Source organism: Paenibacillus sp. ClWae2A, from assembly GCF_032452295.1.
In the GTDB taxonomy this organism is placed as follows: Bacteria; Bacillota; Bacilli; order Paenibacillales; family Paenibacillaceae; genus Paenibacillus.
On the sequence record NZ_JAULSQ010000005.1, the window covers coordinates 23,956 to 47,581 of the forward strand.

Consider the following 23,626-nt stretch of genomic DNA (forward strand, 5'->3'; position numbering starts at 1 on the left):
ACAAAACTTTCACCAACCTTTTTCAGAATCGGTTTGATGCAAAAGGGCTGCCCGCACATCCGCAATCAGGTACAGTGTGCCGGAGACCACCCCCAGATCTTCCGCTTCCGTCCGTGACTTCAATAGATCAAGTGCCTTTGCCCATTCGGGCTCGACGATGATTTCCAGTTCCTGCTTCGCAATGGCGGGACGTACCCGTTCGACAATCTGCAGCAATTCAGCTGCATCCATTTTGCGTCGGAAATCTGGCTCGGTCAGGATCAGCGTATCCACTAGTGGCAGTATATGCTGCAAATACGCTTCGTGATGCTTATTTGCCAACATACCCATCATCAAAATTAACTTGTTGTGAGGATAGACATCCGTAATGCTCTTGGCCAGTGATTCTGCCCCTTCCGGATTATGTGCTCCATCGAGCACAATTCGGGGTTCATCGACGACTTTTTCGAATCTTCCTGCCCAGAAAGCATTCTCCAGTCCAAGTGCAATATCGTTGTCATCCAGCATAAATGCCATGTATTGTCTAAGCAATTCAAGCACCATAAGTGCGGCCGCTGCATTGTCACATTGATGTGAGCCCCGCATGCGTATGCGAACGTCCAGATCACGAAACGGGCCTGTAAAATGAAAAGATTGTCCGTTCTCATTGCTGTCCAGTCTATGATAAGAGAATTGATCTCCAGCCAAATACACGCTTGATTGAAGCTGCTGTGCTTTCTCCTGAATCACCTTCACAGCTTCGGGTTGAGTCGCGCAAGTCACAACGGGTACTCCCGGCTTGATTATACCTGCTTTTTCCCCAGCAATCTGCTCAATCGTATCTCCAAGCACATCCGTGTGATCCATACCAATGTTGGTGATGACGGACACAACAGGTGCGACAATATTCGTTACGTCCATCCTTCCCCCTAGCCCCGTCTCCCATACCACAACGTCAGGGTAACACTCCTCTGCATAGTACAGAAGCGCCAGAGCCGTGGACACCTCAAACATCGTGGGTGATCCAAGCGGAGTGGAGGCCATTTCCATGACCAGTGGATGTAATCGGTTCGAGAGTTTAAGCAGGATTTCTTCAGGAATATCCTCACCGTTGTATTGAAAACGGTTTGTAAACTTGGTGATATACGGCGACGTAAAGGTACCCACATCATATCCAGCCTGAAGAAGCACTGACGTCAAAAAAGCGCAAGTCGAACCTTTGCCGTTCGTTCCCGCGACATGAATAAATTTGAGACGTTGGTGTGGATTGCCTAACATGGACATCAGACTCTCGATTCGTTCCAATCCAGGTCGGATGCCAAAAGGAATAAGGCCATTGATCCAGTCCACGGCCTCGTTATACGTAAGTAAAGGAGCTGCTGCATCTGTCCCGTCTAATTCCGTCATCTGATTCACCTTCGGTCCCGAGTTTGAGTGAAAAAAGCGGCCGGATGGCATAATGGCTCTCCATCCGACCCAAATATATTAACCTTTAAGTTCCTTGATTCGTGCAATCACTTTATCCCGTTTATCGGAATAATCTGCTTGCTTGGCGCGCTCTTCCTCAATAACTTTGGCAGGAGCTTTGGCAACAAAGCCTTCGTTCGCCAGCTTTTTCTCTACACGGAGAACTTCGCCCTCAAGGTTCTCCAACTCTTTCTCCAAACGAGCCACTTCCTGCTCGATATCAATAAGACCTGCGAGCGGCAAGTATAGTTCTGCCCCCGTAATGATCGCAGTCATTGCCTTATCCGGTGAGTTTAGATCCAGCCCACTATCGAACTCAGATGTATTACAGAAACGTTTGATGTAGTGACTGTTACGCTCAATGATGCTGGACGTCTCAGCACTATTTGCTTTGACCATCAACTCGATCTTTTTGCTCATCGGCACGTTCACTTCTGCACGAATGTTTCGAACTGCACGAATGGTATCCATGAGCAGGTTCATCTCGGCAACAGCCTCTGGGTTCTCAAGAGCAGGATCATATACCGGCCATGATGCCAGCGTAATCGTCTCACCTTCATGCGGCAGATGCTGCCAGATCTCTTCGGAGATGTATGGCATAAACGGATGAATCAGGCGCATGGTCTGATCCAGCACATAAGCAAGCACGGATTGTGTTTTCTTCTTGGCAACCGGATCTTCCCCATAGAAGGACAGCTTAGCAAACTCAATGTACCAGTCACACAGGTCATCCCAGATAAAGTTATACAACACACGACCCGTTTCCCCAAATTCATACGCTTCGATTAGACGCGTAATATCGCGGGAAGTTTCGTTCAGGCGGTGCAAAATCCAATAATCCGCTGTACCAAGCTCTCCACTGATGTCACGTTCCTCATAGGTGAATCCTTCCAGATTCATCAATGCAAAGCGCGAAGCATTCCAGATCTTGTTGGCAAAATTACGAGCCTGCTCTACCCGTTCCCAACGGAAACGGAGATCCTGACCTGGCGTGCTGCTGGTTGAGATCATGTAACGCATTGCATCTGCGCCATATTTCTCAATCACATCCAGCGGATCTACGCCGTTGCCCAGTGATTTGGACATTTTGCGTCCATCTGCATCACGAACAAGACCATGCATCAGCACATCCTTGAACGGAATCTCATCGGTGAATTCCAGTGCAGTGAAAATCATACGTGCAACCCAGAAATATATGATGTCATACCCTGTCACAAGTACACTTGTTGGATAATAACGTTTCAGGTCTTCCGTATCTTCCGGCCAGCCTAGTGTGGAGAATGGCCATAAGCCGGAGCTAAACCAAGTATCGAGTACATCTTCGTCCTGTCTGAGCTTGCGTCCAGCATTCTCTGGCAGCGTTGTTGGATCTTCAGCAGATACGATGATTTCACCTGTTTCCTCATCATACCAGGCAGGAATACGATGTCCCCACCACAATTGACGGGAAATACACCAGTCACGAACGTTCTCAATCCAGTTCAGATAGGTTTTCTCAAAACGGTCTGGAACAAAATTAACCCCTTCGCCGCTCTGTTGTTTCTTGATTGCTCTCTCTGCAAGTGGCTTCATCTCAACAAACCATTGTGTAGACAGATACGGCTCAACAACAGCACCGGTACGTTCACTGTGTCCAACCTGATGCGTGTGATCCTCAATGTTGATCAATACGCCCTGCTCTTTCAAGTCAGCAACAATCTGCTTGCGGCAGTCACTACGATCCAATCCCTGATACTTGCCTGCCTCAGCATTCATCGTGCCGCTCTCATCCATGACCGTAATCTGAGGCAGATCATGACGAAGACCTACTTCAAAGTCATTTGGATCATGCGCAGGCGTGATTTTAACTGCACCACTTCCGAACTCTTTATCCACATAATCATCAGCGATAATTGGAATTTCGCGTCCAATGATAGGCAGTACAAGTACTTTACCAATCATATCTGCATAGCGCTCATCCTTTGGATGAACAGCAACCGCTGTATCCCCCAGCATCGTTTCAGGACGCGTTGTTGCCACTGTTACGTAACCACTTCCATCTTTGAGCGGGTAACGCAGATGGTACAAGTGCCCCTGAACCTCTTTATATTCAACCTCAATGTCGGACAGAGCTGTCCGATTCACCGGGTCCCAGTTAATGATGCGTTTGCCTCGGTAAATAAGGCCTTTTTCATACAGTTGAACAAATACTTTGCGAACCGCTTGGGACAGACCTTCATCCAACGTAAAACGTTCACGTGAGTAGTCAAGTGACAATCCCATTTTGCCCCATTGCTGACGAATGGTAGTGGCATATTGATCTTTCCAGTCCCATACCTTCTCCAGAAACTTCTCGCGTCCCAGATCATAACGAGTCAGACCTTCTTCACGCAGCTTCTGCTCCACTTTGGTTTGGGTAGCAATACCTGCATGGTCCGAACCCGGAAGCCACAGTGCATCATAACCTTGCATCCGTTTGGTGCGGATCAGAATATCCTGCAGTGTAAAGTCGAGCGCATGCCCGATGTGCAGCATCCCGGTCACATTTGGGGGTGGAATTACAATCGTATACGGCTCGGCATCCTTACGTTGACCGGCTTTGAAATATCCGCGCTCCATCCAGGTGGAGTACCATTTGTCCTCTGCCGCCTTAGGATCATAAGTGGTCGGCATTTCTGTTGCAGCTGATTTTTTTTCCTCAGACATGTGTCATTCCTCCGTTACTTCATCATCTTCGCCAAAAAAAACAAAAAAAACCTTTCATCCATCAAAGGACGAAAGGTTAGCTTTCGCGGTACCACCTTTGTTTCACGCCGACAGTAAGATAGACTTCACCCTCTGTACATGACGTGACACTTCAAGCAGATAACGGCTGCTACCGGCCCATCCTACCTCAGAAATAAATGACGATACCTCTCATCCATCCCTTGTATTCAAACAGGCAACTCCCGGGCGACTTCGATCAGTTGGTTCCTGCGGAATCTCACAGCGTTGCAATTCCACTCTCTGAAAGGTCATACTGTCTACTACTCCCGTTCCACGTTGTTCTTCAAAAAACCTACACACATCATACCTTGCTCGTGCGCGATAGTCAACCTGACAACAGCGGATAAAGAGCGCTGGAATGCAGGTTTAGGGCGAATCATGCAAAAACCCGCAATCCTCAAAGGGATCACGGGTCGTAACGAAGGCTTTAACTATGGATTAAGGGATGTACAATATCTGACCTTCTTCCACAACTTGTTCAGATAATCGGTTATACAACTGAAGTTCCCTCGTGCTCAATTGGTATCGATCTGCAATGGCATCCAGTGTATCTTCTCGCTGAACGATGCACAGTTTTACCTTGCGGAATGGGGTCTGGTCCACGATCGTTCCCAGGAACAGGTTCTTCCATTCCACATCATCAGCTGGATACGTTTCTTCCTGTACCACACCCGCAGGAACCTCATCGCCTCGCTCCACTTCAGCATCGCGTGCCGCTCTGCCCGAGGATAACAAGGAAGAGATACCTACGCCCTCCTCTTGCCGTGGTGCGGATTCTTTTTTGCTGCCAAAAGCAACCTTCAGCTCCGGCTTGTCTTCCGTCTCAGCCACAGGTTCAGGGACAAATGCTTCGTTCTGCACGAACTCGTCTACCCCTGTCGCTTCAAAAGACGGGCGGTCTTCCTCAGCGTTGCCTGGTTCGGACGAAGCAAATACACCTTGCCAGTTCTCCGCCTGTGATTCGCCCGGGACATCAGCACCTGCCTGATTCTCCTGCTGAGGTACAGATCTCGCTGATTCGAAGTGCCATACATCTGGTGCGTCCGGTACATCCGGTGCTGCCAACTGATTAGAGGATTGAGCTCTAGGCTCTGAGACTGCTTGATCTGCACTTCTCGAGTTCGCAGTCAATGCATCCACGGAAGGCTCGGACCAACCCGAAGACTCATCTTCCAGAGGCAACAATGGTTCCGACTCAGGGTAAGAAGCTAACCGATCAGCGGTCTCAGCCATAAATGACGAGATCGGAGAAGGTTCGCTGTATTGTTCATGAGATGCCAATTCATCTCCATTCGCTGTCAGAGATGCGGGATCTTCGTTAGCATCAGGTTGTCTGTTTTCGTTAGCGTACTCCGCACTTTGCTCCTCAGATTGAAGTGGCTCGGCCGATGACAAATTCGCATATTCCTGCTGCCATTCTTCGCTATTCCTTAATGTCTCTTCCCTTATGGACAGATCAGCGAATTCCGGAGCACCATATGCAAGTTCTGCTGCATTCGCAAGTCTCTCTTCCTCACTCCGCTGGAGCAGATACTCTTGTGCAAATGTGTTGGGGTCGCTACCAGTCTGTTCTGCTTCATCGGAACGGTTGGATTGCTGAGCATCAGGTGAGTGGACAACTGTAAACTCATCTGCTGACCACACTTGTGGCTCTTCAACAGGAAAACCCTCGATGCCTCGCAGCGACAACACGCCAGTAATGTTCAGACTGCGATTGGATAACAGATCTACGTCAAAATTTTCGATCTCGATGGAAATATCCTCAATCGATCTGACCCGGTTCAGCGGCACTGTGATCTCCACGGGAATAAAATGTTTGAGCTCCTCTGAAGCCTCATTTTCTCCTCTGTACGCACCTGTAAGTAAAAGATGCCCTCGTAACGTGGCATGATCATCCTGCCCTATGACTTGGATGCGCGGGTATAGTTCAATCTCCTCCAATTCCTCGATCGCAGGGACTCCCTCAGACAAATGAACGCGCTCATAAATATCGAACCGCAAACCATAAGGTTGATTCAACAAAGGTGGCATCCTCCTTTCGGCATATGTTCACCATGATCCTTCTCATGGGACTGATCCATGGTCCAAATCCTTCGTTACCCCATCTATATGCCTTGAATGAGATGAGCATGCCACCTTTTGAAAAACCTTGCTATATATGTTCAACACATGGTTATTTACACGGTCACTCCAATGACAGAACAACCTTCTGATCGCTGTTATCCTCAGATTTTTTTCATTCCATTTTATAAAGGGAAAACCTGGGGATAGCTTATGCTTCCGAAGCAGCTTTCTTTCAGAAGCTTTTAGGCGAACGCTTTGCTTCTTCTGGTTGTTTCTGTCCTCTCCGTTCTCGTGTAACTAGTTAATCGAACTTATATAGAGTATTAGTACCCTCGCGCTCTGCCAATTGTGTGAAATCGGGCGGCCAAGGGTCGTTCACTTCAATCATCGCTCCGGTTAAAGGATGACTAAACTTAAGCATCTCTCCGTGAAGCGCCTGCCGACCAATGGCATCCGCTCTACCTCCATACAACGCATCACCAATAAGCGGGTGTCCCGCGTAACTCAGATGTACACGAATTTGGTGTGTTCGTCCTGTATCGAGCTTTAATCGTACAAGGGTTGCTCGTTCCCATACTTCGACGATCTCCACATGAGTAACAGCTTCCTGTCCACCTTCCGAGACACGTCTGCGCTGTTTGTGATGTCTGTCCTTGCCAATCGGAGCATCAATTTTGCGGAGTTCAAGGGGGATTTGTCCACCTGCAATGGCTACATAATGGCGGCCAATCTCTTTGCGACGCATCGCTTCATCCAGTTTGGCGAGGGCAAAAGCATTTTTGGCATACAGGACAGGTCCGGTTGTATCCTCATCCAGTCGATGAACATGGCGTACGCTCGCCTGTATTCCGTTCATTTCATAATAGGAGGCAACCACATGATCCAGCGTGATGGCCTGATCGGCACGGCTTCCATCCGGATGCAGTTTCATGCCTGCCGGTTTGTGCATAACCAGACAGAAATCATCCTCATACAATACATCTACATCAGCCCAGCGTGGCTCAACATCGATTGGCTGGGACGCAAAAAGGGCCAGCCGAAGCCGGTCCCCTGCAAGTTGTATTCCTCGGTTTGCTTTCAGCTGACGAAGCAGTTTCTCCGGAAACTGAAGCTCGGACAATAGCCACTGCTCTGCGGCCATCTGTTTGTCCGAACTGCCTGTTACGGCTTTCCCTGGCATTAGCTCAAGCCATTCCCCGCGGCGTTTCCAACTTTTGATGGTCATAACGATTGAAGAGCTTTACGATTTGCCTCAATCGTATCGTCAATATCCTGCTCCGTATGCACACCAGAGACAAACATGCCTTCGTATTGCGAAGGAGCAACACTCACACCTTGATCAATCATGGCCGCAAAATAACGACGGAATTGATCCAGATTGCTTTCTTTGGCAATATCATAATTGGTTACAGGAACAGCACTGAAGAATGGACAAACCATGGAACCCACACGGTTAATGGTTATTGCAATACCCGTCTCAGCTGCATTTTTCTCGAATCCGGCTTGCAGACGTGCAGACAATGTCTCCAGACGGTCATAGACCTCTGGTGTTAACAATTTGAGCGTCGTATATCCTGCTGCCATAGCCAGCGGGTTCCCGCTAAGTGTACCCGCTTGATAGATCGGTCCTGTTGGAGCAATCTGTTCCATCAGATCACGACGACCGCCATAAGCACCAACCGGGAGTCCGCCACCGATCACTTTACCCAGACAAGTCAGGTCAGGTGTAACCCCATACCGTCCCTGAGCACAGTTCAACCCTACGCGGAAACCGGTCATGACTTCGTCAAAAATAAGCAGGCTGCCATATTGGGTGGTCAAACTGCGCAGCCCTTCAAGGAAACCGGAAGCCGGAGGAACAACCCCCATGTTACCCGCTACTGGCTCCACAATAACAGCGGCCAGTTCTTCACCATAACGTTCAAAAGCAAGTCTCACGGACTCCAGATCGTTATAAGGTACCGTAATGGTATTCACAGCTACACCTTCAGGTACACCTGGACTATCTGGCAGACCCAGCGTTGCAACACCTGAGCCAGCCTTGATCAGCAAGCTGTCTGCATGTCCATGATATGATCCTTCAAACTTCAGAATTTTACTGCGTCCGGTTACCCCGCGTGCCAGTCGAATGGCACTCATGGTTGCTTCCGTACCAGAATTAACCATCCGTACGATATCGATAGAAGGTACACGCTCACAGACCAGTTTGGCCATCTCGGTCTCCAGCAAAGTCGGTGCACCAAAGCTTGTTCCTTTCAAAGCTGTCTCACGCAAAGCTTCTACAACGTCAGGGTGTGCATGTCCCATAATGAGTGGGCCCCACGATCCCACATAGTCAATAAAAACATTGCCATCAATATCGTAGATTTTGGATCCTTCGCCGCGTTCTGCATAGATCGGAGTAAGTCCCACCGATTTGAATGCGCGTACTGGGCTGTTCACACCCCCGGGTATGTACTGCTTCGCTTCCTCAAACGCGCTGCGTGAGCGCTCATCATTGCGACGATTACCTTGTTGTGCAGTCATGAATATCCTCCTTAATGTAATTTATTTTATTTCTCAGCCAACCAGCGTGAAGCGTCTTTCCCGTAGTAGGTAATGATCATATCTGCACCTGCGCGTTTCATGCTGAGCAGGATTTCCATGGCGACTTTTTTCTCATCGATCCAGCCTTGAATCGCCGCCGCCTTCACCATGGCATACTCGCCACTTACATTATAGGCAACAAGCGGAAGATCAAATTGATCCTTAATCGTACGCATGACATCAAGATAGGACAGCGAAGGTTTAACCATTAACATATCTGCTCCTTCGAGCACATCCGTCTCTGCTTCACGCAAGGCTTCACGCGCGTTAGCCGGGTCCATCTGATACGACTTGCGGTCCCCGAATTGTGGCGTTGAATCCGCAGCTTCACGGAATGGACCATAGAATGCAGATGCGTATTTAACAGAGTAAGACATAATCGGAATGTGACTGAATCCATTCTCATCCAGCCCCGCGCGGATCGCTTGTACAAATCCATCCATCATGTTGGATGGTGCAATAATGTCCGCTCCTGCTTTGGCTTGAGACACTGCCGTTTGCACGAGCAGATCAAGTGATTCGTCATTTAACACATCTCCGCAGATGTGACCGTCAATCTCCACGGTGTGTACCATACCGCAGTGACCGTGATCCGTGAATTCACACAGACAAGTATCCGCAACAACCAGCAGTTCTGGATACCAGGATTTGATCAATCTCGTCGCTTCCTGCACAATGCCATCTTCAGCGAAGCCAGATGAACCCACACTGTCCTTCGTCTCGGGAATACCGAACAATAACACGGCTGGAATTCCCAGCTCGGCAATTTCCGTTACTTCCTCCTGAAGACGATCCAGCGAGAAGCGGAATACGCCAGGCATGGATTTAATTTCAGATTTTACATTTTCTCCATACGTCACATAGATCGGTTGAATAAAGTCGTCCACGGTTAGATGGGTCTCTCTGACCATATTGCGAATACCTGTGGATTGGCGTAAACGGCGATGCCGTACAATTGGAAAACTCATACGAGTAAAACCTCCTTGAAAAAAGTTAAATAGAGCAAAAAGGGAAGCGCGCTGGTATCCTATCGAATTCAGCACGCTTCATATGTTGACATGATTACATGTGTATTAATTTCGAAGAGCGCCTTCTTTGGTGCCTGTCCGTTTCCAGTCGCATAGCACTGTGATCAAGCTATCCATCGTTGCTTCCTCTGCCATCAGTGTAACCTTCAGTCCAGCGGCTTCTGCCGTCTTCGCTGTAACAGGTCCAATACACGCAACCTCGACATCTTTCAATAACGGCAGTGGATCTTGCAACCCCATACGTTTCAACATACTCATGAAGTTGGTAACTGTCGATGAACTTGTAAAGGTCACCGCATGAATTCCACCTTCTTCAAGCAGCTTAAGTAGTTCGTCATCATCCTCACCAGCGAGGATCGTATCGTAGGTGATGGCTTCGGTGACCTGAATTCCTCGTTCTCTCAACTGATCACGTAACCATGTACGTGCAAGATCACCGTGGGGAAGCAATACTCTCTGACCTTCCTTCAGTTCGCTTTCAAATGCCTCAAGCATGCCTTCGGCCTGAAAAGGACCTTTAACAACTTCAGCTACGATGCCATGTTTGCGCAAAGCGTCTGCTGTGGAAGGTCCTACGGCAGCAATTCTCGCTTGATGAATCGAGCGAATATCCTTGCCTTCCTGTTCCAGATGGCGGAAGAAAAACTCCACGCCGTTCACACTTGTGAAAAACACCCAGTCATAGGTATTTAAAGCACTGAAGGCGTCTTTGACACTTTGCTGCGCAGATTCACTGGACGGCATGACCGTTTCAATGACCGGAAACTCATACGGTTCGCCGCCGAGTTCCTCAATGCGATTCACCAGTTCACTCGCCTGACTGCGAGCACGGGTTACCAGAATTCGTTTGCCAAACAGTGGCAGCGCTTCTGCCCATTTCAATTGTTCCCGTTGATTTACGACATCTCCTACCACAATAACAGCTGGTGGTTGGAAATTGGCCGCAATCACTTTTGCTTCTATATCTTCAAGGGTACCTGTAATGGTATCCTGTTCCGCTCGTGTTCCCCAACGAATCAGAGCTACCGGTGTTTGCGCTGGACGACCATGACGAATCAATTGTTCGCTGATATATCCAATTTTGGCAACCCCCATCATAAATACCAGTGTACCCGTTGCATTCGTCACTTTATCCCAATGGATACTGCGATCAAGCTTGTCCGGACTCTCGTGCCCCGTAATAATAGAGATAGAGGACGCATAGTCACGGTGTGTCACGGGAATTCCGGCATAAGCAGGTACACTTATTGCAGCGGTTACCCCAGGCACAATCTCAAATGGAATCCCGTTTTTGTACAGCAAACCTGCCTCTTCGCCCACGCGTCCAAAGATAGTCGGATCGCCACCCTTAAGCCGAACCACAACCTTGCCTTCAAGAGCCAGATCAACCAACAGTTGATTGATCTCTTCCTGTTTCATCGTATGCCGATCCGGGCGCTTGCCCACGTAAATCTTGACTGCGCCGGATTTCATTTGTTTCAACAATCTCGGACTTGCCAAACGATCATAGACTACAGCATCGGCTTTACCGATGGATTCCCACCCTTTTACCGTAATCAGCTTTGCATCCCCAGGACCTGCCCCTACCAAAAAGACCTTTCCCACCATGTCTTCATCCCCTAACTTCTGCCAGTATCTGCTCTGCTCCCCGTTCAATCAATCTCCAAGCCACTTCTTCACCCAGACGAACCGGGTCTTTGCCGATCAGAGCTTCCTTAAGAATCAGTCCACCATCCGGCGTGCCGACCATACCTGTTAATTGTAACGTGTTTTCACCATTCAGGGAATCCGCATCTTCCTGAGGCAGCCATACCGCATGAGCACCAATTGGAACCTGACAGCCCCCATTCAATACACTGAGAAAACGGCGTTCCGCCTGTACAGGAAATGCTGTCTCCGGATCGTTATACAGCTGCAGCAAGTGCAACAGTTCCTCATCATCTTCACGACATTCGATACCAAGCGCGCCTTGACCCACTGCCGGAAGGCAAGCTGTTTCCGTCAGGTACTCTGTGATCCGGTCTTCCCAGCCCATACGGTACAATCCTGCAGCTGCCAGAATAATCGCATCGAATCCTTCGGTCTCCAGTTTCCGCAGACGGGAATCAATATTGCCGCGAATCGATTCCAATTGCAAATCCGGACGATAGGCCTTTAGTTGACTCGATCGGCGCAGACTGCTTGTTCCGACTCTAGCTCCTTCTGGCAGTTGATCCAGAGTAAGTCCACCATTGGAGATCAGTGCATCCCGTGGATCTGCACGGCGGGGAATAGCACCATTGATTAATCCTTCGGGTAACTCGGAAGGCATATCCTTCATGCTATGCACAGCCATATCAATGGTACGATCAAGCATCGCCTGTTCAATCTCTTTGACAAACAAACCTTTGCCTCCCACTTTTGACAACGTTACATCCAGAATGAGATCTCCCTTTGTAACAATCTTATGTACTTCAAAGTCAAAAGCTAATCCTTCCCGCTCACAAATATCGCGTAAATCCTGAATGACATGGCCTGTCTGGGTTAGCGCAAGCGCGCTCTGTCTACTTCCAACTTTAATTGTACGCATATCTACACTTCCTCCTGATTACGGGATATCCAGTCCCCGATTTCTTCTTCGGTCCACCACCGAAAATGGCCTGTACGAATATCTTCTAATATGTTCATTTCAGTTAATTGCCGGAGCAACGTACTTCTGAGACTTGATGAAGGTACGCGTGACTTCACCTCGGTCCTCATCTGGTGCAAAAACTCAAGGTACGTCTCATACTCATCACCGAACTGTCGTTCGAGTGTGGCACGTATCTCAGCTGCTGCTGCCGGTCCCGCTCCTGCTGTGGATATCGCTATGCTTAATCTCCCACGCCTTACCACGCTTGGCGTAATAAAGCTGCTGTGCTTCGAAGACATTGCATCATTCACCAATATGCCCACAGCCTCAGCATCCCGAACCACAGTTGAATTGACCTCTGAACGGTCAGTCGCTGCATATACGAGAAAGGCCCCCCGCAAATCTCCATTGCGGTAGGACCGGTCTATCCATTGAATTCGGGATTCATGATGCAGTTGTTTTAATACGGGGGTAAGCTCCGGACTAATGACCGTAATCTGTGCCTCAGCATGCAGTAACCCCTTAATTTTACGTTCGGCAACACGTCCACCGCCAACCACGCAGCACTTCTTGCCTGAAGTATTCACAAATATCGGCGTGTAACGGTCCATCCCCTTCACTCTCCCGTCCAACGATGAAACGCTGAATACGCATTGGATAAAAAACTTATAATGACAAATGCGTACCCGATCAGTGTCCATCTTGCCATGATAATCGTAGAGAACTGTTTCCTTCTCTTGGATACGAAGTAACCCACATAGATGGCTATAGCAAGACCTGTCGAAATAACTTTGAGATCCAAGAGTAGAATCCAGCGTCTTTCCGCCACAATGGATAATACGGCAAGCATCACAGAAACACCAAGGAGCGGTGTCCCTATCAACGTAGCACCATCCATATACTTACCGATCACTTCCAGGCTTGGCAGCCGTCGCATCGTATCATTCCACTTTTTTTTCTTCAACTTACGGTGCAAGAACAGATATAACAAGGCAAATACCGTAGCAACGGTTAACGCCGCAAAACCAAGATTCGCCAAGGTAATATGCATAATGAGTAATCCATGTACCGTTTGCCAGTTATGCAGTGATATCTCTCCGGCCGTAAACCACAGTCGGTTTAATACGGTAACGGAAAAACCTACAACATTCAGCAACAAAATCACAAATTCGGAACGCTGGATGCGAGTCATGACGAGAGACATCAGCACAATACTGAATGAAAATATAAACAAAAAATCAAAGGTGGTGTAGATGGGGAAATGGCCTTCAGTCCACATGCGCAATATGACATGCGTTACCTGCAATCCCCAAACAACGACAAGAAACCCTGTGCCTGTCCGCTTCGCCCCCGCATTGCGTCGAATGCAGTCCGAGAAATAGAACAGTAGGCTCAGGGCATACATATAGATTAGAGCTTCATAGACTTGTTCAGCAAGGGTCAAGCTGCCCACCCGCCTTATACGCCTGCCGGAGCATAAGCCGGCACGGGGTCTTGCCGGTTTTCGTTAAGGTGAGCGGCTGGTTTCGCCAGAGCCGTAGCATCACTCTGACTCACTTTTTCAGCGGCCACCTCTACTGCATCTTCCAGAGCGAAAATCTGAGTAAACATGCGCAGAGCTTCATCACCTTGCTTCGTGCCTGCCATTTCCTTAATCCGATTAATCGGATCTGTCGTCATTTGGTTCACAATACTCTTGGTCAAACGACGAATGACTTTACGTTGATGTTCATCAAGCTCAGGTAGTTTATTAAACAGGCTATCCATCGTTTCTTCATGAATGGAGACACCTTTTTCCTGCAAAGCGCGAATAACGGGACGAACACCCAACGTTTTGAGCCAATGGTAATAATCTTCCATCTCAAGTTCAATCATTCTCTCAATCTTGGCAGCTTCCACCTTACGCATCTCGAGGTTGCTCTCCACGATTCCTTCCAGATCATCAATGTCATAGAGAAATACGTTGGATAATTCACCAATCGCCGGATCAATATCGCGTGGAACCGCAATATCAATCAGGAACAATGGACGAGATTGACGACGCTTCATGCTCTCCCGTACCACTGCTGCATCCATGACATAACGTTCAGCTCCAGTGGAACTAATCACAATATCAACTTCATTAAGTCGATCTAATGCCTGTTCCATGGTACAAGGTGTACCTCTGAACTTGGCTGCTAATTCTTCAGCTCTTGCGAGCGTACGATTCGCCACGATGACCTCGGATGCCCCGTTGGCATAGAGATGTTTCACGGTTAGTTCACTCATCTTGCCGGCACCCAGAATGAGCACCTTCTTGTCTGTGAACATGCCAAATATCCTCTTACCGAGTTCAACAGCAGCATAACTGACAGATACGGCGCTCTCCCCGATGGAAGTCTCCGAATGTGCCCGCTTCCCCAGCGTAACGGCCTGTTTAAATAACTTATTAAACCAGGTACCTGTTGATTTCTCTTCCTGCGCTTTAAGAAAAGCCTGTTTCACCTGTCCAAGAATCTGAGTCTCACCAATGACCATAGAATCTAGTCCGCAGATGACACGGAACAAATGGCGCATGGCTTGATCATCTTCATATATATATAAGTGTTGCGTAAATTCTTCCCGTGGTACATTAAACCATTGTTCCATGAATGTTCGAATAAAATAACCACACATGTGAAGACGGTCCACCACAACATACAACTCGGTACGGTTACATGTGGCTACGATTACACCTTCCAATACACTCTTGGTCAGCTTGAGCTGCTGCAGCGCTTCAGATAAGTCCTTTTCTGCAAATGTGAATCGTTCCCTAACCTCTACAGGCGCCGTGCGATAATTCAAACCAACGACAACGATGTGCATTGCAAGTTCACCTGCCTAATAAATTTCCAATCAAAGTGCTTACTGCATATGTCTATCCATTTATGATTGACATGGTTAATTATATCACACATCATAGCCTTGACCGGGTCATTTTTATGAAATGTTTATGAAATCACCATGTTCATCATCATATGCACTGTTATTTATTGTAGTGTCTCACCAAAGTTCACCGTTATGCGTTAAAAAGTGCCGATTATGAATATTCATAACGATATGGATATTAAAACAAATAGCCATGGAATTATTCCATGACTATTAGAGTTTGGGAGGTTATGTGTCCATCCCGATATGTGAACATTGTGTATGCAATATACTTTTTATTTAAACCCGTTCAATCTGGTTGTTCATCTCTGGTGTTTCAACTTGTAATTCGCCCAAACCACGTACCAACTTCTTTGCATACGTTTTTTCAGGCTTTAATACGGATACCAGGTAGTCAATGGCGAGCTGTGGGTCAACGGTCTCCCCACAAGTGTAACAATCAATCGCTGCAAAACCTCTCTCAGGATACGTATGAATGGAGAGATGGCTCTCAGACAATAGTACAAGTACGGTCGCTCCCTGTGGATCAAACTGCTTGGACTGTACGGACATCACTGTCGCGCCGCATGCCTCCGCTGCTTCAATCATTTGGGCTTCCAGATACTCTGCATTGTTCAGTAGATTAAAGTCGACACCCCAAGTATCAACAGCAACGTGTCTTCCGAAAGTTGAATATTCCATCCTTCGGTTCCCCCTTCCTAGGAATAAAATGTTTGAAAAATTTCATCCGCTAGGACCTACGTCATTCACTTCCCGAGGGAAAAATCTCTCGCAACATATAATGTCCTGAGTGAATCCTGGTTCCTATATTGTTTTCAACGAGATTAAAAATAACATTGAATTAGAGTGAAATCAACCCTTTTCCAGAAGATTGTAAAATAAATATTTTCAATTCGGAAATTCGATCTCACATCAAAAAATTCCCCTGAAACCTCCACATTGGCGAGTGCCACTGCCCGGAAGATACAAGGGAATTCATAACATTCATATACGTGTATAAACATACACTTTCAGGTTAATAAGCTTCAAGCTCAAACAACCGTTTTTGACGACGAGCAAGGGCCTCATCAATCTGATGGAGCTGATCAGCAGTCGCATCTTTTCTAGTGTCCAGCAGTGAATCGATCTCGGCATACACACGGTTGATTTCGCGTTCTACATCTCTGGCCTGGAACAGATGTTGCAATTCAAGCAACGTATTTTTGTATTCATAGATCACTCGGGTGTTCTCCCCGGTTTTCTCCACAATTTTACGGACAGTGCCTTGAGCATAAACATACGTCATGGTGAACCCTTTATAGATCCGATGAACGACCCCGTCACCCTTAAAAGTCACAAAGAGCTTCCGGACAACATTTGTCAGATGCAGATTCACCAGGCGGCAAGATAACTCACAGATATAAAACCCTTCTATGCGGTCAAAAGGGAAATGCACTTCTTCTCCACTTACATCCCCCAGCACAACCTGCTGACAACCATTGTCCAACACCTTAACTCGATGATGAAGCCTGCCGTCTTCTGTCATGCGCAAAAACTGATGCATCTGGGGTTCTGACAATTTCATAGTGGCCTTCACATACTCTGTGGCTAACCGCTGAGCCATACAAATCCCTCAATTCTTTCCCGATTGTTTTGTCTTCCTGCACATGTAGCAGTCATCTCAAAATTCTTCAGGCCGGCATGGCCGGTAATTTTAGTACTGTTGGCAATATGCACCTATGCTCATTATACACTACCCTAACGTTATTTTTCTCCAGACCCAGATGATGAATTCTCACGAAATCCCATAAAAAACCGGATTAATCTGGATCTGATCAAAGATTCACTTAGCATGCTCACTTTCCTGCACTAAAACGGTACACTATCTCGGTTATCCGTTAATTCCGTTGGTTTCTTCCTCATCAGAAGCACCCTCTGCATCCAGCACTGGTGCATACTTATCGATGCGGGCATGGCGGGTAATGATATCCCATAATTCTTCTTTCCCCAATCCCTCTTCGGATGAGAACGGTACAAACAAATCCCCTGAGCGAAGACCCAATGATTCCTTGATGACTTTGATATGTTTGGCTCTGCGTGTTTTTGGAATCTTGTCCATCTTGGTTGCTACGACAACCAAAGGCAATCCGTTATGACGAAGCCATTCATTCATCATCTTGTCATCCTTGGATGGCTCATGTCTCATATCCACCATCTGCATAACCAGTTTCAATTCTTCGCGTCCCAACAAGTATTTCTCCATCATTTTACCCCAGGCAAAGCGTTGCTCTTTGGAAACTTTAGCGTAGCCATATCCCGGGAAATCGACGAAGTAGAGATCCTGATTAATTTTATAATAGTTGAGTTGCTGTGTCTTACCCGGTGTTGAGCTCGTCCGAGCCAAATTTTTACGATTGATCAAACGGTTGATCAAGGAAGATTTCCCCACATTGGAGCGTCCCGCCAAAGCAATCTCTGGCAGACCGTCCTCGGGGTATTGTTCAGGCCGAACGGCACTGATAATAAATTCAGATTGATTTACTTTCATATTGTATCTTTCCTCTCTTGAACGCCTTTGCTATGCATCACCTGTTGAAGGTATTATGCCATGGATTGTTCTATCATACCAAAAAAACCGTTCCAGCGGACGCCGAAGCCTCCGCAGAACGGTCTACTCTTCATACGAACCTTTCGGATACGTGGATTACAGGTGAATTCCTGCCTGCTCAACAAGCGCATGCTGCAATACCTGATCCATATGGGCGACAGGGACAAACTCCACATCTTCCTTGATGCTGTCTGGAATGTCACGCAAGTCCCGTTCGTTATCCTTAGGCAATAATATTTTTTTATAGCCGGCACGATGGGCTGCCAGTGATTTTTCTTTCAAACCACCAATTGGCAACACACGTCCGCGCAGTGTTATTTCACCCGTCATCGCGATATCCTTGGACACATGTTTGTTCGTCAAAGCTGAGATTAACGCTGTTGCCATCGTAATCCCGGCAGATGGACCATCCTTCGGAATCGCTCCTTCCGGAACGTGGATATGAATATCGTTCTTCTCATGGAAGTCAGGCGCAATCCCAAGCTGTGTAGCTTTGGAACGGGTGTAACTGAATGCGGCTTGTGCCGATTCCTTCATGACATCCCCCAGTTTACCTGTGAGAGTCAATTTACCTGTTCCAGGCACAACAGTCACTTCAATGATAAGGGTATCTCCACCCACTTCAGTCCACGCCAGACCCGTTACGGTACCAATCTGATCTTCCAGTTCGGCCATACCATAACGGAACTTGCCAGGTCCCAGGTAGTCTTTGATCTCATCTGATGTGATGTTAATCTGACCTTCTACACCAGATACGATATTCTTGGCAGCTTTCCGGCACAACGAAGCCATCTGCTGTTCCAGATTCCGCACACCTGACTCCCGTGTATATTCACGAATTACACGCAACAACGCGTCATCCGGGATTTCCAATTGCTCTTCTTCCAGACCATGGTCCTGCTTCTGTTTGGGCAACAAATAGTTTTTCGCAATTTGCAGCTTCTCCAGCTCCGTGTAACCAGGGATGTTGAGCATTTCCATCCGATCCAGCAATGGACGCGGAATATTGTGTACCGTGTTGGCAGTTGTTATAAACATAACGTTGGATAAGTCAAACGGCAATTCTACAAAGTGATCACTAAACGTATTATTCTGTTCCGGATCAAGCACCTCAAGTAACGCTGCGGAAGGATCTCCGCGGAAGTCTGAAGCCATCTTATCAATCTCGTCCAGCAGGAATACCGGATTAAGTGAACCTGCCGTTTTCATCCCCTGGATGATACGCCCAGGCATCGCGCCTACATAGGTGCGCCTGTGTCCACGAATCTCGGCTTCATCCCGCACGCCGCCAAGAGAGATTCTTACAAACTCCCGACCTAGCGATCTGGCGATCGAACGGGCAAGTGATGTTTTACCGACCCCTGGAGGTCCAACCAGACAGAGAATTGGTCCTTTGAGCTTCTTGACGAGCTTCTGGACAGCCAGATATTCAAGCACACGCTCTTTGGGTTTTTCCAATCCGTAATGATCTGCATTGAGCACATCTTCGGCTTTTTGGATATCCAGATCATCCGCTGTCATCTGACTCCAAGGAAGGCCAAGCAGCCAATCCACGTAGTTGCGAATGACTCCGCCCTCGGCTGAACTTGCAGGCATTTTCTCCAGTCGATCAATTTCTTTCTCGACCTTTTCTTTCACCTTGTCCGGCAAGCCGAGTTCTTCCATCTGAGTGCGAAGTTCCTCGACCTCACCCGCACGGCCTTCTTTTTCACCCAGTTCTTTCTGGATCGCTTTCATCTGCTCGCGCAAATAATATTCCTTCTGCGTTTTCTCCATCTGTTTCTTCACACGTTGGCTGATCTTGCGTTCAAGCTCCAGCACTTCGCGCTCATTGTTCAGGATATCCAGCAATTTCTCCAGACGTTCCCGAACGTCGATGGTCTCCAGAATTTCCTGTTTATCCTTGATCTTCAAGGATAGGTGACTCGTGATGACATCGGCCAGCCTCCCTGGTTCTTCGATGTCCGACACCGCTGCGAGTGTCTCTGGTGTCACTTTTTTGGACAGATTAATATAATTCTCGAACTGGTTCAGAACGGTACGCATCAAGGCATCCGTCTCCGGATGGATATTCTCCTCTTCAGGCAGTTCTTTTGCCAGTACTTCATAATATTCCTCGTTGTCCGTATATTCAATAATTTCAGCCCGTTCCAAGCCTTCCACGAGTACACGAATCGTACCGTTCGGAAGCTTCAGCATCTGTCTGACCTTGGCCACGGTTCCGATTCTGAAAATGTCTTCTTGTGTTGGTTCTTCAATATTTACTTCGGCTTGGGAACATAGGAGAATCAGATGTTCTTCTACCATCGCTTTTTCTAAAGCCTTGACCGATTTCTCCCGGCCCACATCGAGATGCAGTACCATACTCGGGTAGACGAGAAGTCCTCTTAAAGGCAGTAAAGGAAAACGACGACCTTTCGCTTTGCTCGGTCCCATCGCTTTCGCACCTCCAATGGCTCTCAGGTTGTAGTCATTCATTATTCTATCAAATGTTCACATAAAAAACCAATGAAGGGAAGCGCTTAGCAGCTTCCCGAATCTGTAACCTGTCCTGGACGAGGCACGTCCGCACGCAAATAGGAAGCGGATGCCGGCGGAAAAATCTCCGGTGCAGGTGCAACTGTCTCCTCTGCAAGCTTCGTTTGTTCCATCTGTTGTGATTCCGGGACCCAGGCGAACACTTCACGGAATACGTCCTGTACCGTATCTACCGGGATAACACGCAAGCCATCCAGATTCTCAAAAATGGACTGCCAGTTCTCCGCAGGAATAATAACGGTCTTCGCTCCTGCCTGAAAGGCAGCCTCCACCTTGGCCAGCACGCCACCAATAGGCTTAACCCGACCATGAATACTAATCTCACCAGTCATCGCTGTCTCATGATCCACAGGACGCCTCTGAATGGCTGATGTAATGGCAGTCGCCATCGCAATCCCAGCGGATGGACCATCAATAGGCGTCCCACCTGGGAAATTCACGTGTAAATCGTAATCATTCGGACGAATACCCATGGCTTTTAATACGGTTAACACATTTTCAACCGAGCCTTTGGCCATACTTTTTCGCCGGAGTGTACGCGAACCGCCTCCAATCTCTTCTTCATCCACAACTCCAGTAATGTTGATCCGGCCTTGATCTTTAAGAGCCGGAACAGCAGACACTTCGATCTCCAAAATGGTTCCCATATTCGGTCCGTATACCGCCAAGCCGTTAACAAACCCCACCTGCGGCTGTGTAGGGACCTTCCGATCAGGGCGTGGCTGAATCTGACTGCTACCCGCCACCCACTCCACATCAGACGCCTGAAGAGTCTCACGCTTCTCTGTCAGTGCAAGTCCAGCAGCCAGCTGGATGATATTGACCGCTTCACGTCCATTGGTCGCATATCGCTTGACCACATCAACGGCATCCGGACATGGACTGAACCCTATTTTCTGAACAGCATCCTCTGCAATTCGCCCAATCTCCTCAGGCAACAAAGGACGGAAATAAACTTCCATGCAGCGGGAACGCAAAGCTGGTGGCAATTCATGAGGCGAACGTGTCGTTGCTCCAACAAGGCGGAAATCGGCCGGCAGGCCATTTTGAAAAATATCGTGGATATAAGCAGGAGTATGCGTGTCTTCAGAGTTATAGTACGCACTCTCCAAAAACACCTTGCGATCCTCCAACACTTTCAACAGCTTATTCATCTGAATCGAATGTAATTCACCAATTTCATCAATAAAAAGCATTCCTCCATGCGCTTTCGTCACAGCGCCCGGTTTTGGTTGGGGAATACCAGCAACGCCCATAGCTCCTGCTCCCTGATATATCGGATCATGAACCGAACCAATTAAGGGGTCCGCAATACCACGTTCATCAAAACGGGCTGTTGTTGCATCCAGCTCCGTGAATTTGGCGTCTGGCTTGAAAGGAGAAGATGGATTCTTCTTGGCTTCTTCCAACACAACCCTTGCGGCAGCTGTCTTCCCGACTCCGGGAGGGCCATAAATGATAACATGTTGTGGATTCGCACTGCATAATGCAGCTTTAAGGGCACGTAGCCCGTCTTTTTGCCCAACAATATCGTTAATGGTAGCTGGACGCGTCTTCTCCGACAGCGGCTTGGTGAGTGAGATCGAACGCAGCTTGCGCAGCTTCTCCAGTTCCTTGCGAGATTCACGCTCAACGGCACTGCGGTTTGTTTTCTGACCACGCAGCAGGTTCCAGAAATACAAACCAATCACCACTCCAAAAAATAACTGAATCAACATGATGACCATACCAAATTCCATGTCTTCACATCCTCCTATTTTGTCGCTATTCTCATATGAGATCATGCTAATACTTGGTAGTATAGCCTTTTCAACGCGACGTAAACGGGCGATGCGGAATTTGTATGCGAGAAAATAAAAAGCCCGCCATCACTGGCGAGCTTTTGCTGTAACAAGATATGAATCAATCAGTGCGAACGACCAGGAATAACACCTGTCTCTTCGTAGGCTTCGACGATTTTGTCGATCTCTTTTTTTAATTCCTCAACCATGATTTCTTCAGGCACTTTACGGATCATCTTACCGTGACGGAACAAGAGACCTTCTCCACGAGCACCGGCAATCCCGATATCCGCTTCTTTGGCCTCACCTGGACCATTAACCGCACAACCCAACACCGATACTTTAATCGGCACCTTAAGTTTGGAGATATACTCTTCCACTTCGTTGGCAATGGAGAACAGGTCGATATCCAAACGTCCACACGTTGGGCAGGAGATCAATGTGGCTGCATTTGTGATGAGTCCAAATGTTTTGAGCAGATCACGAGCGACCTTGATTTCTTCTACCGGGTCCGCACTCAGTGAGATCCGCATCGTAGAACCAATACCCATGGACAATAAGGCTCCCATACCTGCGGAGCTTTTGATTGTACCCGAGAACAGTGTACCCGCTTCGGTAATCCCGAGATGCAACGGATACGGAATGATTTGAGCTGCTTTGGTATACGCCTCAATCGCCATCGGCACATCCGATGCTTTGAGGGACACGATGATATCATGGAAATCAAGTTCTTCCAAAATACCAATGTGATACAATGCACTTTCTACCATAGCATCTGCCGTAGGATACCCATACTTCTCAAGGAGATGGTTTTCCAAAGACCCTGCATTTACTCCGATTCGAATCGGAATACCGCGGTCTTTACAAGCCTTAACCACTTCTTCCACTTTCGCACGTTTACCGATGTTACCTGGATTAATCCGTACTTTATCAATGCCGTTCTCAATCGCAAGTAAAGCCAGCTTATAGTTGAAATGAATGTCCGCTACGAGCGGTATATTAATGCGTTTCTTGATTTCCTTGATGGCTGCGGCAGCTTCCTCATTATTCACCGTTACACGTACCACTTGACAGCCGGCTTCTTCCAGTCGCAGAATCTCTGCAACCGTTGCCTCAACGTCTGCAGTTTTGGTTGTACACATACTTTGGATAATGACTTCGTTACTGCCACCGATCGTTACGTTTCCCACTTTCACGGGACGTGTATCCTGTCTTAAATACATGAGTGATTTCTCTCCCCACAACGTCAAAGCTCCACCCTGACAGAGACATGAATTCGCCTTCTGCCAAAGTGGAGAACTGACAAGTCTATATTTCAGAGTTCAACGGGATT

The 23,626-nt window shown here is 47.8% G+C and carries 17 protein-coding genes and 1 other annotated feature; all 17 genes read right to left on the minus strand.

Translation table 11 applies throughout. The annotated features are described in order from the left end of the window. Window positions 1–9: 9 nt before the first annotated feature. Window positions 10–1,386 carry a bifunctional folylpolyglutamate synthase/dihydrofolate synthase gene (locus tag QVE09_RS16905; protein WP_315937721.1) on the minus strand — a complete coding sequence of 459 codons (1,377 nt, stop codon included), beginning with the start codon at window positions 1,384–1,386 and terminating at the stop codon, window positions 10–12. A gap of 78 nt (window positions 1,387–1,464) precedes the next feature. Continuing rightward, the gene (locus QVE09_RS16910; RefSeq protein WP_315937722.1) at window positions 1,465–4,131 is read right to left on the minus strand and encodes a valine--tRNA ligase; all 2,667 of its coding nucleotides are present in this window, start codon (window positions 4,129–4,131) and stop codon (window positions 1,465–1,467) included. Window positions 4,132–4,192: 61 nt separating this feature from the next. Further along, window positions 4,193–4,474, minus strand: a binding site (T-box leader). A gap of 155 nt (window positions 4,475–4,629) precedes the next feature. After that, a complete protein-coding gene (locus QVE09_RS16915) occupies window positions 4,630–6,222 on the minus strand; it encodes a LysM peptidoglycan-binding domain-containing protein (RefSeq protein WP_397387051.1) in 1,593 nt (530 codons plus the stop codon). Between the two features lie 334 nt (window positions 6,223–6,556). Further along, entirely contained in the window at window positions 6,557–7,480 is a 924-nt protein-coding gene (locus QVE09_RS16920; protein ID WP_315937724.1) for an RluA family pseudouridine synthase, read from the minus strand. Then, window positions 7,477–8,781 (minus strand): glutamate-1-semialdehyde 2,1-aminomutase, encoded by a 1,305-nt coding sequence (gene hemL / locus QVE09_RS16925; protein ID WP_036605898.1) that lies wholly within the window; start codon window positions 8,779–8,781, stop codon window positions 7,477–7,479. Before hemL ends, QVE09_RS16920 begins: the two co-directional genes overlap by 4 nt. A gap of 26 nt (window positions 8,782–8,807) precedes the next feature. Continuing rightward, window positions 8,808–9,809, minus strand: a complete 1,002-nt coding sequence (gene hemB, locus QVE09_RS16930) for a porphobilinogen synthase (RefSeq protein ID WP_017692601.1) — start codon at window positions 9,807–9,809, stop codon at window positions 8,808–8,810. A gap of 105 nt (window positions 9,810–9,914) precedes the next feature. Beyond that, on the minus strand, window positions 9,915–11,477 hold the full coding sequence (cobA, locus tag QVE09_RS16935; RefSeq protein ID WP_315937725.1) for a uroporphyrinogen-III C-methyltransferase: 1,563 nt from the start codon (window positions 11,475–11,477) through the stop codon (window positions 9,915–9,917). Window positions 11,478–11,481: 4 nt separating this feature from the next. Further along, window positions 11,482–12,438: a hydroxymethylbilane synthase gene (gene hemC / locus QVE09_RS16940; protein WP_091037577.1), complete on the minus strand. Its 957-nt coding sequence runs from the start codon at window positions 12,436–12,438 to the stop codon at window positions 11,482–11,484. 2 nt (window positions 12,439–12,440) lie between these two features. Next, entirely contained in the window at window positions 12,441–13,091 is a 651-nt protein-coding gene (locus QVE09_RS16945; RefSeq protein ID WP_315937726.1) for a precorrin-2 dehydrogenase/sirohydrochlorin ferrochelatase family protein, read from the minus strand. Window positions 13,092–13,096: 5 nt separating this feature from the next. Further along, the gene (gene ccsA / locus QVE09_RS16950; RefSeq protein WP_397387056.1) at window positions 13,097–13,924 is read right to left on the minus strand and encodes a cytochrome c biogenesis protein CcsA; all 828 of its coding nucleotides are present in this window, start codon (window positions 13,922–13,924) and stop codon (window positions 13,097–13,099) included. 14 nt (window positions 13,925–13,938) lie between these two features. Beyond that, complete coding sequence (gene hemA, locus QVE09_RS16955; RefSeq protein ID WP_133387117.1) at window positions 13,939–15,324, minus strand: glutamyl-tRNA reductase; 1,386 nt, start codon at window positions 15,322–15,324, stop codon at window positions 13,939–13,941. A 342-nt stretch (window positions 15,325–15,666) separates the two neighbouring features. Next, entirely contained in the window at window positions 15,667–16,068 is a 402-nt protein-coding gene (speD, locus tag QVE09_RS16960) for an adenosylmethionine decarboxylase (protein WP_315937727.1), read from the minus strand. Window positions 16,069–16,402: 334 nt separating this feature from the next. Next, the gene (locus tag QVE09_RS16965) at window positions 16,403–16,990 is read right to left on the minus strand and encodes a non-ribosomal peptide synthetase module (RefSeq protein WP_315937728.1); all 588 of its coding nucleotides are present in this window, start codon (window positions 16,988–16,990) and stop codon (window positions 16,403–16,405) included. A 267-nt stretch (window positions 16,991–17,257) separates the two neighbouring features. Next, window positions 17,258–17,914: a ribosome biogenesis GTP-binding protein YihA/YsxC gene (gene yihA, locus QVE09_RS16970; RefSeq protein ID WP_315937729.1), complete on the minus strand. Its 657-nt coding sequence runs from the start codon at window positions 17,912–17,914 to the stop codon at window positions 17,258–17,260. A 156-nt stretch (window positions 17,915–18,070) separates the two neighbouring features. Further along, a complete protein-coding gene (gene lon / locus QVE09_RS16975) occupies window positions 18,071–20,410 on the minus strand; it encodes an endopeptidase La (RefSeq protein WP_315937730.1) in 2,340 nt (779 codons plus the stop codon). Window positions 20,411–20,496: 86 nt separating this feature from the next. Further along, window positions 20,497–22,251, minus strand: a complete 1,755-nt coding sequence (gene lonB, locus QVE09_RS16980) for an ATP-dependent protease LonB (RefSeq protein WP_315937731.1) — start codon at window positions 22,249–22,251, stop codon at window positions 20,497–20,499. A 167-nt stretch (window positions 22,252–22,418) separates the two neighbouring features. Beyond that, window positions 22,419–23,516, minus strand: coding sequence for a flavodoxin-dependent (E)-4-hydroxy-3-methylbut-2-enyl-diphosphate synthase (gene ispG / locus QVE09_RS16985; RefSeq protein ID WP_017692591.1), 1,098 nt, complete (start codon window positions 23,514–23,516; stop codon window positions 22,419–22,421). Window positions 23,517–23,626 lie beyond the last annotated feature (110 nt).

Excerpts from the sequence above, each read along its gene's own strand:
- hemA (WP_133387117.1), bottom strand. The coding sequence starts at position 15,324 with ATGCACATCGTTGTCGTTGGTTTGAATTATCGCACGGCGCCTGTAGAG.
- QVE09_RS16915 (WP_397387051.1), bottom strand. The coding sequence starts at position 6,222 with ATGCCACCTTTGTTGAATCAACCTTATGGTTTGCGGTTCGATATTTAT.
- hemL (WP_036605898.1), bottom strand. The coding sequence starts at position 8,781 with ATGACTGCACAACAAGGTAATCGTCGCAATGATGAGCGCTCACGCAGC.
- ispG (WP_017692591.1), bottom strand. The coding sequence starts at position 23,516 with ATGTATTTAAGACAGGATACACGTCCCGTGAAAGTGGGAAACGTAACG.
- lonB (WP_315937731.1), bottom strand. The coding sequence starts at position 22,251 with ATGGAATTTGGTATGGTCATCATGTTGATTCAGTTATTTTTTGGAGTG.
- speD (WP_315937727.1), bottom strand. The coding sequence starts at position 16,068 with ATGGAATATTCAACTTTCGGAAGACACGTTGCTGTTGATACTTGGGGT.
- QVE09_RS16945 (WP_315937726.1), bottom strand. The coding sequence starts at position 13,091 with ATGGACCGTTACACGCCGATATTTGTGAATACTTCAGGCAAGAAGTGC.
- cobA (WP_315937725.1), bottom strand. The coding sequence starts at position 11,477 with ATGGTGGGAAAGGTCTTTTTGGTAGGGGCAGGTCCTGGGGATGCAAAG.
- QVE09_RS16965 (WP_315937728.1), bottom strand. The coding sequence starts at position 16,990 with ATGGCTCAGCGGTTAGCCACAGAGTATGTGAAGGCCACTATGAAATTG.
- lon (WP_315937730.1), bottom strand. The coding sequence starts at position 20,410 with ATGGGACCGAGCAAAGCGAAAGGTCGTCGTTTTCCTTTACTGCCTTTA.
- yihA (WP_315937729.1), bottom strand. The coding sequence starts at position 17,914 with ATGAAAGTAAATCAATCTGAATTTATTATCAGTGCCGTTCGGCCTGAA.
- hemC (WP_091037577.1), bottom strand. The coding sequence starts at position 12,438 with ATGCGTACAATTAAAGTTGGAAGTAGACAGAGCGCGCTTGCGCTAACC.
- hemB (WP_017692601.1), bottom strand. The coding sequence starts at position 9,809 with ATGAGTTTTCCAATTGTACGGCATCGCCGTTTACGCCAATCCACAGGT.
- QVE09_RS16910 (WP_315937722.1), bottom strand. The coding sequence starts at position 4,131 with ATGTCTGAGGAAAAAAAATCAGCTGCAACAGAAATGCCGACCACTTAT.
- QVE09_RS16920 (WP_315937724.1), bottom strand. The coding sequence starts at position 7,480 with ATGACCATCAAAAGTTGGAAACGCCGCGGGGAATGGCTTGAGCTAATG.
- QVE09_RS16905 (WP_315937721.1), bottom strand. The coding sequence starts at position 1,386 with ATGACGGAATTAGACGGGACAGATGCAGCAGCTCCTTTACTTACGTAT.